The sequence below is a fragment of the Clostridium sp. CM041 genome (assembly GCF_055081035.1).
Map to the genome: position 1 here is coordinate 274,802 of NZ_CM143648.1, position 13,569 is coordinate 288,370.

A 13,569-nucleotide genomic window follows, 5' to 3' on the forward strand; every position below is an offset into this window, starting at 1 on the left:
TCCCCCTAAAGTTCTATTTTTGTTATAGTATAGAACGCCCACTCATAGGAGTGGGATACTTCCTTCTGAAATGTCGTTAAATGGTTTATTATTATTTCAAAAGAAAATATCTTTCAGAACATCAAATTAACCACCACCTTTACTTTATTATTTAAAATAAAAAAACCTTCGCCCTGTATTAGGGCGAAGGATATTCGCTGTACCACCTAAATTATGCTGCAAAAAAACTAAACATATCTTATAATTCAAGCACTGAAATGCTCTAGCCCTTTTAACAGTGGGCATCCGGTAACTACTACTCTCAAAATTTGATTTCGGGTTACTTCTAGCAGGTCCATTCACTAAAGTTATCAATACTGAGATTACACTATCCTCAGCTCTCTGAATTTGCATGACTTTAACTACTATTCCTGTTCAACGAATTTATTATTATAATAATAGCATTAAAATTATTTAATGTAAACAATTTTTTTCATTAAGAATTATTTGCATTTGATAAAAAACGACTAAGATATGTAAATAATTTTACATAAAGAGAAGACTTCAACAATAGAAATATTGTTGAAGTCTTCTCTTTTATAAATTTGTTTTATTGAAATTCTAAAGTACTATTATCAAGCCAAGTCCACTCAGGTTTAAAAACTCTTACATCCTCTAAAAGTTGATTGAAAGCCAAATCTGCTTGTTTTGCCTCTAATAGTATATCTAAGTCTATTCCTAAAGGAATACATTTTTCAATAAACTCGATAAATGATGCTGCATCAATGTTATCAGCATGCTTTTTATCTTTTTCACTAGTTTTTGGGCTTGAAAAATGTACTTTTGGTGCTAAAGGCTCACCTTCCCAAGTAGAAAATATATCTTTCAACATAGGTTCTAGTTCATCGCCACCGTTGTTGCAGTTATGATGATGTACATCTAGTACCATAGGCACATTTATTTCTTTGCATATGTTTAATACTTCTTTAGTAGTAAAGCTTTTATCATCATTTTCAAATACTAATAACTCAGTTATTTCCTTTGGTAAGTTATTGAAATTCTTAAAGAATCTTTCTGTAGCAGCGAGCTTTCCGCCTTCTTTACCACCAATGTGCAATACCATTTTTCCTAAGGGATAGTTAATATCCTTAAAAAGATTAGCGTGGAACTGTAGATTTTTTGCAGTAGCTTTTATTACTTCTTCCTTAGAACTATTTATGACATTAGATTCATCAGGATGAGTATCTACTCTTAAATTGTTGTTGTTAATATAATTTCCAAGCCATTCAAAATCCATTTTTAAAATTCTTCTAAATTCCCAATCTGTAACTTCAGGATGAGTTGCTAAAGGGATTAAAGCAGAAGTTATTCTATAAAAATGGACATTGTTTTTTACAACGTATTCTAGAATTTTATGCAAATCATTAACGTTTGATACAGCTACCTTTTGTAGCTTTTCAAGCTTATCTCTAGCCGTCGATTGTTTGGTATATGTAGAAAAAGTTACTGTGCTAGCAGAAGTTATCTTTGCTGACTTTAAGGCAGTAGCCACGTAGCCTAATCTTATTTGCATAATATCACTCCTCATATAATATAGTTATAAATTTGAATATAAATTAAAACATCTCTACTAACCGATATTTTTTAATATATTTTAATAAGCATAATTTTATAGCAATAAAAGTACAATAGCGAAGATAAATTACTATTGTAAAAACGTATTAAGTAAAGGTTTAAAAATTTGCAAATGAGATAAATCCCATATTTCAAAAGTTATAAACAATATTTAAACGTTCCTTAAAAACATCTTATTAAATAAATATAATATCTGAATAGATTTAATAATAAACTCAAATTTAATCATATCACATAATCATAGTGTATGTAAAACAATATAAACTATGATTGAATAAATATTTGTATATTTTAGAGGATTTCATTATAAAAAAGATAAAAACACAAATATAAGAGAATTTATTTTAAGGAACTTTAAAATTATGGGTTTTTATAAAAAGCATATAATACACTAAGCTAAATGAAAAAAGAGAACACTTTGTTTAAAAGATAACATACTTTCATTTTGCCATAAATTAATAATGATGAAAAAAATTTGATGTTAATAAGAATAAAACCTACGTATATAATCGTTTTCAGAAAATTTTAAAGTATTGTAAGAGACTAATTGATACGAAAGCATAATAGAATGGTAAAAAAATTATAAAAACTATTTACAACTATCATAAAATTGTGATATAATTAACATACAAACAAGAATGCAAACATTTATAAGTAAAATCTGAAGATTTAGTGATAAATTGAAGTGTTAACTCATTTAAAAAATTAATTAATTAATTAATCAGATAAACTTTAAAAGCCAATCTTGAGAAGTTTATTACAACTAATATACAAAAAAAGCAGCAGTACATGAAAGTGAACTGCTGCTTTTGAATTATATAATAATTAATTGTAGTAATTATCATCTCTTTTTTATGTTACAATTTATTCTTTATTGGAAGTCCAATCCTTATAGTTGTCCCCATTTTAGGTTTGCTTTCTACTACAATGGAGCCGTTATGTTCACCAATAATCCATTTCGCAATAGATAAACCAAGGCCTGTTCCGCCACTTTCCTTTGCTCTTGATTTATCACATCTATAAAATCTATTGAAAATATAGGGGAGATCTTCTTTAAAAATACCTATTCCCGTATCTATAATTTCAATTACTAAATTATTTTTTCTAATATAGCTATTTAACTTAATACTTCCACCACTTTGGGTATACTTTATGCTATTATCAATGAAAATTCGTAATGCTTGTTTTAATAATTTTTTATCCGCATAAATAATTACAGTTTCATTAATATCAGTTGAAATTTCATGATGGCCATCAATTAGTTTTGTTTCTTTTACGATTTCATATACTAATTGATTGATATAAAATTCTTGTTTGGAAAGTCTTTGAGTATTTTTGTCACTTCTTGCAAGGAAGAGAAGTTTTTCTACTAATTGCTGCATATTTTCAGACTCGCCTTTAATAGCGATTATAGATTCGTCGAGTACCGCTTTGTCATCTTTTCCCCAACGGGACAACATATTTGCATAGCCTTTTATAACGGCTATGGGAGTTCTTAGTTCATGGGAGGCGTCTGATACAAATTGATTTTGCATTTCATAGGAAATTTGAATGCGATCCAGCATTTCATTAAAGTTTTCGGCTAGCTGTTTTAACTCATCGTGAGAATTGCTAACGTTTAGCCTCTTTTCCAAGGCATTAATTGAAATAGATTTTGTGGTTTCTGTCATATTTTTTATAGGCAGAAGCATTTTTTTACTTGCTTTAGAGCCAATACCTAATGTAATAATTAAAGAAAATATATTTATTATTAAAATAATAAATGCAAAAACACCCCAATATCTATTTTCATTTTCTAGATTTTTAGAAAGTTGAAGGAAAAATATTTTATTGTTCTGGTCTAACTTAGTAGTAACAAAAACAAGTTGTTGATTTGTTTCATTTGTAGCTGGGTTAGGTGAGCTATCTTTATTAAAATATACATTTTTTTTATCCTTTTCAGTAGTTAAAAGAAGACTTTCTTTTTCATCAAAAATACTGAAGGTTACATATTTTATATTAGAAAAAATATCGACATTAATGTCCTGAGGGTCTTTGTCTAATTTAGCATATTTAATAGCTACTGCACTATATTTAGTAAGTTCACACTTAGCTTCATTCAATAGATAGAATCTAAAGCTTATAATTAAACCAACACTTAAAAGTAACAGTGTAATAGAAAAAATGAGAGTATAGACTGCAGTCATCTTAAAACTAATTGAAAATCTTAGCAGTTTATGTATTATGCGAGATAATTTTTTCAATAATGTTGGCATAAACAAAAGGATTATTCTAATTAACTTAAAAATTAACCGTAATGATTGTAATAATAGCTTAAGGATAGATTTTAAATTATTCATCTTTTAAAACATATCCCACCCCTCGCACCGTATGAATAAACTTCAAGTTAAATTTATCATCTATTTTACTTCTTAAATATCTAATATATACATCTACTACATTAGTATCACCCATATATTCATATCCCCATACAATATCTATGATTTTATTTCTTGTAAGAACAATATTTTTATTATCCATTAGGTACTTAAGTAAATCAAATTCTGTCTTAGTTAGTTCTATAGAGTTATCCTTAAATGTAACCACATGTTGATCTAAGTCTATGGTCAATTCTCCAACTGACAATATATTTCTGCTTTCATTGAATACAAGTGCTTTTTTTAATGCTGTTCTTATTCTTGCAAGTAATTCTTCAATAGCGAAAGGCTTAGTCATATAGTCATCGGCACCTATGTCAAGGCCCATAACTTTATCCATTATTTCATCTTTCGCAGTAAGCATTATAATAGGAACTGATGACACTTGCCTAAGTCTTCTTAATACCTCAAGGCCATTTAAGGAAGGCAACATAACATCAAGGATTACGAGATCAAAAAAATCATTAGTGGCTTTATCTAAACCCTCACGTCCATCATGACATTGCTCAACAATATAACCCTCATACTTTAATTCTAACTCAAGAAACCGTGCTATTTTTATTTCATCCTCAATTATTAAAATCTTTTGCCCACTCATATATAGACTGTACCTCCGAAATATATTATATTAATAGCTTTATTATATATTATTTCATATATAATTACAGACAATTAACTACATATTTTAAATTTTAAAAAAAACCTACATTGATAAGGAGGCCGCTGAAAAAAGCACTCTTTATTTAGTAGAGTTTTCAAGCTTGAATAGAAAAAGCATGAGATATTCATATTTTGGATATCTCATGCTTTTTATTTTATAATTAAGTTTTAAAAGCCCTATTTCATGCTTTTCAACTTAATTATTCTCTTTAGATTCACAGTGAAGATTGATAATGCACCTTGCATTTGCATACTAATTAAGCCTGACGATATTGCTACATCATAGCTATGTTGGTGCTTAAGTTCACTGTTTTTAGCCTCTATCATATAACGTTCCCTAGCTCGTTTTTTAAAATATTCACTTTTTTCGAACTCTATTTGATCTTTGTGAGTATTTGACTTTATTGAAACTGAATAAGTTTTAGATTTAGCGCCTTCTTTATAACACCCATCTTTATGAACACAATTTTTACACTTTTCTACATTAAAATAGTAGGTTAGCACTTGATTTTTACCAACATTCTTCTTTCCCTGTTTTGCTTTTTTAATAGCCATATGACCTGCCGGACATACAAATAAACCAGCATCTTTATTAAACTCAAATTCATCTTCTTTTTTTCGCATTCCTTGTGAAATTACAGGATTTAGTCTTGAAATTAATGCAATTTTATTTTCTTTTGTATATTCTAGGTTTTTCTTTTCAGAATAAGCTGTATCTCCAATTACTTCATTTACATCTATACCAGCCTCACGGCTTTTTTCTATTAAGGTTATGAGCTCCTTTCCATCACTTTTTTCGCCAGTTGTAATAACAGCTGCTGTAATTAAACGTTCTTCACTCATAGCAAGGTGTGATTTATATCCAAAAAAAGAACTATCCTCAGTTTTATGCCCCACTTTTGCATCCTCATCTTTTGATATTTTTAGATTTTCTAAGTCATCATTAATAGCTTCAATTAAGTAGTTTAATTTAGTTTTCACAGCTGGATTTGCTGCAGTTTCTGGCTTCTCGTTTATGGTATCAATTAATAATTTGCAGTACTCAAGAATATCTTCAAGTACTCCAGTTGTAACTTTATTAGGTAACTCTTCTTTAATACCAGGATGTACTCCGTACAATGTTTTTCTTAAGTTTTTTGCACGTTTCAATAATTCCTCGCTTGCTGACTTTTGGTTATAACGTGACTTGGTATGCGTAGCATCAACTATTATTGCTTTACTTTTTAAAACTCCCTCTTTTATAGCAAGTTCTACAGTCTTGTTTATTAATAAATCCAATAAATTCATGTCTTTAAGGCGAAGCTTTCTAAATTTAGTTAGTGTACTTGAGTTTATTAAATTTGTTTCTTCTGGGGCTAAATTTAGAAAATATTTAAAGGACATGTCATAAAGAGTTCTTTCAACAACATCTTCATCAGACAATTCATATATTACTTTCAAAAGTAAATATTTAAATAGCATTATGGGGTTAATAGCACCTCTACCCATAGATGAACTATAGTTAATCATCAATTCGTCATAAACAAATGAAAAGTCAACAAGGTCATTAATTTGCTTTAAAATGTTATCTTTCGGAATAATTAACGAATATAAGCTATGGTATGTATTTATTTTTATTTCCAATTGTCCTTTTAGCATAATAGTTTAGCCCCTTTTATTTTATTCTACTATACTAATTCGACATATCTTTTAAAATTCCTTTTTGTTTTTTAGTCTTTTATATAAAAAAATCGCCATCTTTAATTAGATGACGATTTTTCATATAGTTTTTCAGTGGCCTCTTGATAAGGTGTAGGTTTTTAGTATTTTATTTTCGTGTGTCTTATTCAGTTTTCATTTCTTCGGTAATTTTTGTAGTCACCTTATTAACAGCAACAGACATCTTATCAAAAATCTTGTTTGCTTCTGAATCTTCATTATTTTTCTTTTGAATTCTTATTTTATGATTAGTTGCTAAGGCTAATATTAATGCTCCAACTACTAGGGGGAAAGCTGCTATAGTTATTATAATGGCTAGTGTTACACAGATGTTTAACACTACAGCATCATCTTTTTTAACTATTAGTTTTGTTTCATTGGCTTTTTTAATAAGTTTTTTTACCTCTTTAAAAAAGATGCTTTCACTGCAAGGATTCTCCTCCGCTTTAATTTTGTTTTGTTTTTCAAGATATACTAAAGCTTCGATAAGGTCTCCGGCACTTTGCTCTAAGGCATTTTTAGCATCCTCATAACTTACATTAGCTCTTTTTCTTAATTCATCAATTTGTTCTAAAGTTATTGACATTTTAATTCCCCCTCATTTTTATTTGTTTTCTATGTTTTCATTATAAGATTGGAGGATTAAAGATTTATTAGTAGAACATTAAAATTACATTAGAAATTTAAAATTTAGGTATTGATTTTCAAATAACATTGAAAATTGGCGTAAAATATTAATATCCGTATATATTTTAAGAATGGGGTGATAAACATATGATTACGCTGACAGAGCAACAAGCACAAAGCATAGTGGATAAAATGATGAATGTAATGCTAATAATGAATTATAGGGGAATACTAATGTCTACGGCTACAGCATCAACTCCATTTGGTACTGAAGTAGCAAGTACAGTATTCGGTGGAACTATAGTTATGGATATGAAGGAAAGATTAAAACATACAACATATGAATCATTAGTAAGTTTAACTATGACTTTAGTGTCAACTATAATATTTGGAATAATGAAATAGTAATCTAAGTAATTGAGCGTAACAATTAATAATAAATCATATCTCACAGGCTTAAATTAGTAATTACTTTGGAAAGGGTAGATATTTATGAAATTTGTGTTGGTACCAGTATTTTTTAAGAAAAATTTTCTTAAAAATTGTAATTTTTATTAACCAATATCTGCACCAGTGAATATAGTATAGTATAATAAAAAATATGAATTATATAGTATATTTAGCTCATTAGTAAAACAAATTGTAAATTTATAAAAGACCAAATTCAACTATGAATCCGATTTATTAGTACATATATCAACGCATAAAAATTATGTCCACAATATATTTTAGTGATATATGTATCTATAAAAGTATGAATAACTTATAAACCGGTATCTGTGTGTATCGTCTTATTCTAAATTTATACAAAAAGGAGTTTTATAAAATGAGCAGAGATGAAAATAATTGTAAACCAGGTTGTTCAAATAATAATAATAACTGTGAATGTGAATTATGTCATTCTATTAATGCAGAACCAGTAAGTATAGAAAAACATGGTGCAAAATTATTAACTGTAAGAATACAAGTAAATAACGTATGCTTTGGCAAAACAGTAGCTGTTGCATGTATTATATATGATAATGCTGGTAGAATAATCACTTTTAGAGGGTTTACTACAATACTATGTAAAGAGGATGAATGCAATCAATGTGGTACGATTAGACGTAAACTTGTGTTTGTACTTCCAGATGATATTGAAGAGCCAGAAGAAGTAGACGTACGTATTGCAGCTAATTATTTATTTCCATGTGAGTAAAATAACTATGTAGCTATAAAAAGAGATAATGAAGATTTAATCTTCAATATCTCTTTTTTATTAAAACTAGTCGCATGCAAATAAATAAATTTGGTAAGTTGTATAATGAAATGACCGAAGAGTAACAAAAAAATAAAGACTCAAGAGAAATACTCTTGTATAATGTTAAGTGACTAAACCAACATATACGGGAGGATTTCAAATGAGTCAATTAGATTTTATCACACAGAGCAGAAAAGGTAAACACATAACATACGAGGAACGCATAAAGTTAGAAGCTTTACACAAAATGGGACTTAATTCAACTCGTATTGCGGAGCAAATAGGTGGGCGCTCAGAACGTACAATAAGGCGTGAAATTGCTAAAGGAATTGTAGAACTATTGAATAGTGACTTAACCACTCGAATGGAATATAGCGCAGAAATTGGGCAGTCAGAGCATGACAAACAAGGTGCCGCTAAAGGTCCTGCATTAAAAATAGGAAAAGATCACAAATTGGTGAGGTACTTAGAAAAAGCTATTGGTATAGATGGCGAATCTCCGTATGCAGCTATTCAAAATATCACAAATAAAAATCTACAATTTGAAACAACTATTTGCTTCAAAACTGTGTATAACTATTTGGATAATAATTTGTTTTTAAATATAAGTAACAAAGATCTGCCTGTTAAAAAGAATGCTAAAAAGAGAAACTATAAAAAAATAAGATCAGCGTATAACAATACCAAAGGAACTAGCATATCGGAGAGACCTGCAGCGGTAGCTGCACGTGATGAGATAGGCCATTGGGAAATGGACACTGTAGTTGGCAAACAGGGTACAAAAACTGTCTTAATGGTGTTAAGTGAAAGAGTAACTCGTAAGGAGTTAGTCTTTAAAATACCATCTAAATCACAGGCGGCTGTCGTGAAAGAATTGGACAAATTGGAGCGTAAAATGGGAATGTTATTCTCAAAAACATTTAAAACAATCACCTGTGATAACGGCTGTGAGAACCTTGATTTCGAGGGTATTGAGAACTCAGTAAGAAATAAACGAAAGAGAACTAAAGTGTATTATGCTCACCCATATAGTTCATGGGAGCGAGGCACAAACGAAAATATCAATAAAATGATACGACGATTTATCCCAAAAGGTGTGGATATTTCAGCATTCTCTAAAAAACAAATTATGCAAATACAGCACTGGATCAACAATTATCCAAGAAGGATTTTCAACGGTTTATCTGCCAATATGATGGAACAGAAAACCATTACAACTTAACATTATATTTTTCGTGAAAATTTCGGACATTTTATATTGCAATCTACACAAATAAATAAATTTGTCGAATATTAAAACTTATAATAGAAATTATAAGCTTAAACATGGTATAATATAAACTTATGAGCTGAAAATATATTTAAGTTATACTTAAAAATTATATATGGAACAAAAGAAAGGAAGTTAAAATGAGTAACATAAAATTTGAGGAATTTAATATTAGTGAAGAAATATTAAAAGCAATTAATAATTTAGGATATAAAAATCCTTCAGAGGTTCAGGCTGCGGTAATACCTATAGCCCTAAAAGGTAATGATATCATAGTAAAATCACAAACAGGTAGTGGGAAAACAGCTGCTTTTGCTATTCCACTTTGTGAAAGTGCAGATATAGAGGAAACAGAGCCTCAAGCATTAGTATTAACACCTACTAGAGAACTAGCTCTTCAATTGAGCCAGGATATAACGCAAATAGGTAGATATAAGAAAATTAGAGCCGTAGCTGTTTTTGGTAAACAACCTATAGAAATGCAAAAGAAACAGTTAAAGCAAAGAGTGCACGTAGTAGTAGGTACGCCAGGTAGAACCTTAGATCATATTGAAAGAGGAACTATTAATTTAGATAAGATAAAATATTTAATATTAGACGAAGCAGATGAAATGCTTAGCATGGGATTTATAGAACAAGTAGAAGAAGTTATCAAAGCTGTTCCTAAAAATAGGGTTACTATGTTATTTTCAGCTACAATACCAGAATCTATTGAAGCTATTTGCATGAAATACATGGTAAATCCTGTTAAAATAGAAATAAACCCTGAAAAATTAACCGTTGAAAAAATTGATCAAGTTTGCTATGAAGTAGAGGAAGATAAGAAGCTCAGTTTGCTTAAGAGAACGCTTTATGTTGAAAATCCAGATTCATGTATAGTATTTTGTAGAACAAAAGAAAATGTTGATGCAATAACAAATCAAATGAAAAATCGCCATTATTCATGTATTAAGATACATGGAGGGTTACTTCAAAATGATAGATTAGATGCTATGGAAAGATTTAAAAAAGGTGAATTTAGATTTTTAGTGGCTACGGATGTTGCTGCTAGAGGTATTGATGTAGAAGATATAACTCATATTATAAATTATGATTTACCCTTAGAAAAAGAAAATTACGTGCATAGAATAGGAAGAACAGGACGTGCAGGCAAAAAGGGAAAAGCTATAACTTTTACAACGCGTCATGAGAAAAGATTTTTACAAAACATAGAAAACTATATTGGTATGGAGATACCTAAAAAACCAATTCCATCAAAGGAAGAGTCTGAGCCATATAGGGAAGCATTTTATGAAAAAAATGATGCCAAGCCTATTATTAAAAAGACTAAAGCATCTAATTTTAGTAGCGATATAATGAAAATATATATCAGTGCAGGTAAAAGGAAAAAAATAAGAAATGTAGATATTGTAGGAACTATTTGCAATATTGAGGGCGTTAGTGTTGAGGATATAGGTATTATAGATATTCAAGATAGTTTCTCTCATGTAGATATCATGGCTGGAAAAGGCAAGTTAGTATTAGAAGCCCTTAAAAACGGGACAATAAAGGGAAAAACAATTAGGGTAGAAAAAGCAAACAAATAGTACTTAATACTATAGAATGCAAAATGAGGTAGATAATCTAATTATCCACCTCATTTTTATATTAAATCATCTCCTGCGGAGCTGAAGTATTAACGACTTCAGAAGGATATTTATACTCACACTGAAGTTTTCTGTTTGATAGGGTATAAAATGGCTGAGGATAATGGAGTTGCTGTAGTTTAGTTTTAATGAGTGGTGACTTAGACCATATTCATTTATTAATAGAATGCACTACTCAACAATATATTCCTGATATAATGAAAGCATTAAAAGGAGTATCGGCTAGATATTAATTAAAGAATATGGAATAATACTAAAGAAGAAATTATGTGGAGGCCATTTATGGAGACCTTCATATTTCGCTACAACAGTAAGTGAAATATGGAAGAAGTTTGCTAATATAATATAAATAAAGTAGGGTAGGAAGTATCCGAAATTTAACACCCATGGAGTTAGTAGGTAACGAGAACAATGATGTGGGAAAATCTAAGAGTAATCTTAGAAGCATGTGACTTCAGTCATGTGAGCTTCACGCGATAATATATATCTTAATGTTCTAGATTAAACATAGAGTTATAAAATTGTTTTTAAATACAATTTAAATACTCTTTAATATGTGTTAAAATATAAAAGTTGTGGGAAAGATTTCGTCAAGGTAACTTAAAAAAAACAAACAACTAGGTAATATTAAGTATTATATAAATTATCAATAATATTACTTGTTAAAAAGGAGAGCTATAATGAAAACATTTCAAGATTTAGTAAATGAGACTTTAGATGTTCAAGATTTAGAGGAATTAGAGTCAGCAGCAGATTTATTTCAGTTTGGTATTGAAAAAGGATATTATAATAAACGCCAAGCAGATCAATTTAACATTACCTATTGGAAAATGAAAAATAAGTGCTTAGCTTATGAAGTTGCCAAAGAAATAAAAGGTAATAAATTGGATATAATTACCATGGTTACTAGTGCCCCAACTGAAATAAAAGACAATATGCGTGAGCTTATTAATTATGTAAATGGGAGAGTTAAGGCACTAAAGGGTAAAATGAATGGGAATAGATAGCATTGCTATTTTATAAATAATAATGAACTAATTGAAGTTAATAATCATCTGTGCAGCTCCATTCGGGAATAAAAGGTATATAATATTATAAGTGAATAAGCTTACAGGAATATATGCAAGAAGGTATATATTCCTGTAAGTAAATAAGCTTATAGGAATATATGCAAGAAGGGTATATATTTATATATAAATATATACCCTTCTTGCATATATTTATATACCCTTTATTTGTATAAATCCCCTGCAAGTTTTTCTAATGCACTTGTATTTAGAGTGGAAATGGTGTTTTTTTTAAATTTCTATGGTAACCTTATAAAAGGGACATATAAACAAATTAAAGAGTGGAGGAAATTAAATGTATAAAGCATCTGCGGTATTTATAGGTATATTAATTGCTATAATGGTGACTTTTAATGGGATTTTGGCAAATTATACAGACCAGTATGTATCAATATTAATAATTCACATAGTTGGACTTATTGCCGTTATTACTGTTTTAATATTTAAAAAAGAAAAGGTTAAGATACACAAAAATATTCCATTATACTTGTTTAGTGGTGGATTCATAGGGGTGTTTATGGTATTTCTATGTAATTTATGCTTCAATTTACTTGGTGCGTCTTTAACCTTATCATTAGGTATCTTTGGACAATTAGTATTAGCCTGCTTTATAGACCATTATGGCCTATTTGGTTTAAATATTTATAAGTTTAAAAAGAAAAAAGTTGTCGGATTTTTTATAATATTTTTAGGGCTAGTCACAATGATAATATATTAAATGGGAGGTGGGGGAATATGTTGTATATAATTTTAGCAATTTTATGTGGCTGTATTACTATAATATCCATGATTGTAAATTCACATCTAGCTAAAGAAATAGGGGTTTTTCAAGGAACCCTTATAAACTATATTGTAGGATTATTAAGTACAATATTACTTATCGTAATAGTGCAAACCTCTGTAAATACATCATTTAGTAGTTATACTACAATACCAGCATGGGCTTTTTTAGGTGGGTTACTAGGAGTAATAGTTGTTGCAAGTTCTAACATTGTAATTCCTAAAATTCCTACTATTTATACTACTTTGCTGATATTTATGGGTCAGCTTTTTACAGGTATACTTATTGATTATTTCAGAATGGGTTTTATTTCAAAAGGGAAGATTATTGGTGGGTTATTAATTTTATTAGGACTAATATATAATTCTAATGTTGACAGGAAAGAATTGATTGGAAAATGTTAACGATATTTTAATTCAGATTATAAGTATGAGCAACTCCACAGGAAATGCTTTAATATTGTAGCTGCAAAAGTGATGATTTAATAAACTAAGTGATTATGGAAGATAAATTCATAATCACTTAGTTTTTTTATTGGTAGTGATGTAT

At 29.1% G+C, this 13,569-nt stretch carries 11 protein-coding genes, 2 pseudogenes and 1 other annotated feature; of the genes and pseudogenes, 8 read left to right on the plus strand and 5 right to left on the minus strand.

The window, feature by feature from the left end:
• Positions 1–176: 176 nt before the first annotated feature.
• Positions 177–427: a binding site (T-box leader), on the minus strand.
• Positions 428–589: 162 nt separating this feature from the next.
• From uvsE to ACWJJT_RS01395, 5 genes are all read right to left on the minus strand, one after another.
• Positions 590–1,552, minus strand: coding sequence for a UV DNA damage repair endonuclease UvsE (gene uvsE, locus ACWJJT_RS01375; RefSeq protein WP_462955777.1), 963 nt, complete (start codon positions 1,550–1,552; stop codon positions 590–592).
• A gap of 919 nt (positions 1,553–2,471) precedes the next feature.
• Positions 2,472–3,953: a sensor histidine kinase gene (locus ACWJJT_RS01380; RefSeq protein ID WP_462955778.1), complete on the minus strand. Its 1,482-nt coding sequence runs from the start codon at positions 3,951–3,953 to the stop codon at positions 2,472–2,474.
• On the minus strand, positions 3,946–4,629 hold the full coding sequence (locus tag ACWJJT_RS01385) for a response regulator transcription factor (protein WP_462955779.1): 684 nt from the start codon (positions 4,627–4,629) through the stop codon (positions 3,946–3,948). The genes ACWJJT_RS01380 and ACWJJT_RS01385 overlap by 8 nt, the downstream gene beginning before the upstream one ends.
• A gap of 239 nt (positions 4,630–4,868) precedes the next feature.
• On the minus strand, positions 4,869–6,329 hold the full coding sequence (locus ACWJJT_RS01390; RefSeq protein ID WP_268064022.1) for an IS1182 family transposase: 1,461 nt from the start codon (positions 6,327–6,329) through the stop codon (positions 4,869–4,871).
• Between the two features lie 184 nt (positions 6,330–6,513).
• On the minus strand, positions 6,514–6,975 hold the full coding sequence (locus ACWJJT_RS01395) for a DUF4342 domain-containing protein (protein WP_462955780.1): 462 nt from the start codon (positions 6,973–6,975) through the stop codon (positions 6,514–6,516).
• Between the two features lie 266 nt (positions 6,976–7,241).
• Here ACWJJT_RS01395 and ACWJJT_RS01400 point away from each other — a divergent pair.
• The 8 genes and pseudogenes from ACWJJT_RS01400 to ACWJJT_RS01435 form a co-directional block, all read left to right on the plus strand.
• Positions 7,242–7,421: pseudogene (locus tag ACWJJT_RS01400) on the plus strand (GntP family permease); the annotation flags it as partial.
• A gap of 421 nt (positions 7,422–7,842) precedes the next feature.
• Positions 7,843–8,214, plus strand: coding sequence for a hypothetical protein (locus ACWJJT_RS01405; RefSeq protein ID WP_462955781.1), 372 nt, complete (start codon positions 7,843–7,845; stop codon positions 8,212–8,214).
• Positions 8,215–8,416: 202 nt separating this feature from the next.
• Positions 8,417–9,478: an IS30 family transposase gene (locus ACWJJT_RS01410; RefSeq protein ID WP_462954875.1), complete on the plus strand. Its 1,062-nt coding sequence runs from the start codon at positions 8,417–8,419 to the stop codon at positions 9,476–9,478.
• Between the two features lie 188 nt (positions 9,479–9,666).
• Positions 9,667–11,112, plus strand: coding sequence for a DEAD/DEAH box helicase (locus tag ACWJJT_RS01415; protein ID WP_165413493.1), 1,446 nt, complete (start codon positions 9,667–9,669; stop codon positions 11,110–11,112).
• A 188-nt stretch (positions 11,113–11,300) separates the two neighbouring features.
• Positions 11,301–11,521, plus strand: a pseudogene (locus ACWJJT_RS01420) (transposase); the annotation flags it as partial.
• 331 nt (positions 11,522–11,852) lie between these two features.
• On the plus strand, positions 11,853–12,179 hold the full coding sequence (locus ACWJJT_RS01425; RefSeq protein WP_165413495.1) for a hypothetical protein: 327 nt from the start codon (positions 11,853–11,855) through the stop codon (positions 12,177–12,179).
• A gap of 355 nt (positions 12,180–12,534) precedes the next feature.
• Entirely contained in the window at positions 12,535–12,957 is a 423-nt protein-coding gene (locus ACWJJT_RS01430; protein ID WP_462955782.1) for a DMT family transporter, read from the plus strand.
• Positions 12,958–12,974: 17 nt separating this feature from the next.
• Complete coding sequence (locus ACWJJT_RS01435; protein ID WP_462955783.1) at positions 12,975–13,424, plus strand: DMT family transporter; 450 nt, start codon at positions 12,975–12,977, stop codon at positions 13,422–13,424.
• The last annotated feature ends 145 nt before the right edge of the window (positions 13,425–13,569 follow it).

Excerpts from the sequence above, each read along its gene's own strand:
- uvsE (WP_462955777.1), bottom strand. The coding sequence starts at position 1,552 with ATGCAAATAAGATTAGGCTACGTGGCTACTGCCTTAAAGTCAGCAAAG.
- ACWJJT_RS01380 (WP_462955778.1), bottom strand. The coding sequence starts at position 3,953 with ATGAATAATTTAAAATCTATCCTTAAGCTATTATTACAATCATTACGG.
- ACWJJT_RS01385 (WP_462955779.1), bottom strand. The coding sequence starts at position 4,629 with ATGAGTGGGCAAAAGATTTTAATAATTGAGGATGAAATAAAAATAGCA.
- ACWJJT_RS01390 (WP_268064022.1), bottom strand. The coding sequence starts at position 6,329 with ATGCTAAAAGGACAATTGGAAATAAAAATAAATACATACCATAGCTTA.
- ACWJJT_RS01395 (WP_462955780.1), bottom strand. The coding sequence starts at position 6,975 with ATGTCAATAACTTTAGAACAAATTGATGAATTAAGAAAAAGAGCTAAT.
- ACWJJT_RS01405 (WP_462955781.1), top strand. The coding sequence starts at position 7,843 with ATGAGCAGAGATGAAAATAATTGTAAACCAGGTTGTTCAAATAATAAT.
- ACWJJT_RS01410 (WP_462954875.1), top strand. The coding sequence starts at position 8,417 with ATGAGTCAATTAGATTTTATCACACAGAGCAGAAAAGGTAAACACATA.
- ACWJJT_RS01415 (WP_165413493.1), top strand. The coding sequence starts at position 9,667 with ATGAGTAACATAAAATTTGAGGAATTTAATATTAGTGAAGAAATATTA.
- ACWJJT_RS01425 (WP_165413495.1), top strand. The coding sequence starts at position 11,853 with ATGAAAACATTTCAAGATTTAGTAAATGAGACTTTAGATGTTCAAGAT.
- ACWJJT_RS01430 (WP_462955782.1), top strand. The coding sequence starts at position 12,535 with ATGTATAAAGCATCTGCGGTATTTATAGGTATATTAATTGCTATAATG.
- ACWJJT_RS01435 (WP_462955783.1), top strand. The coding sequence starts at position 12,975 with ATGTTGTATATAATTTTAGCAATTTTATGTGGCTGTATTACTATAATA.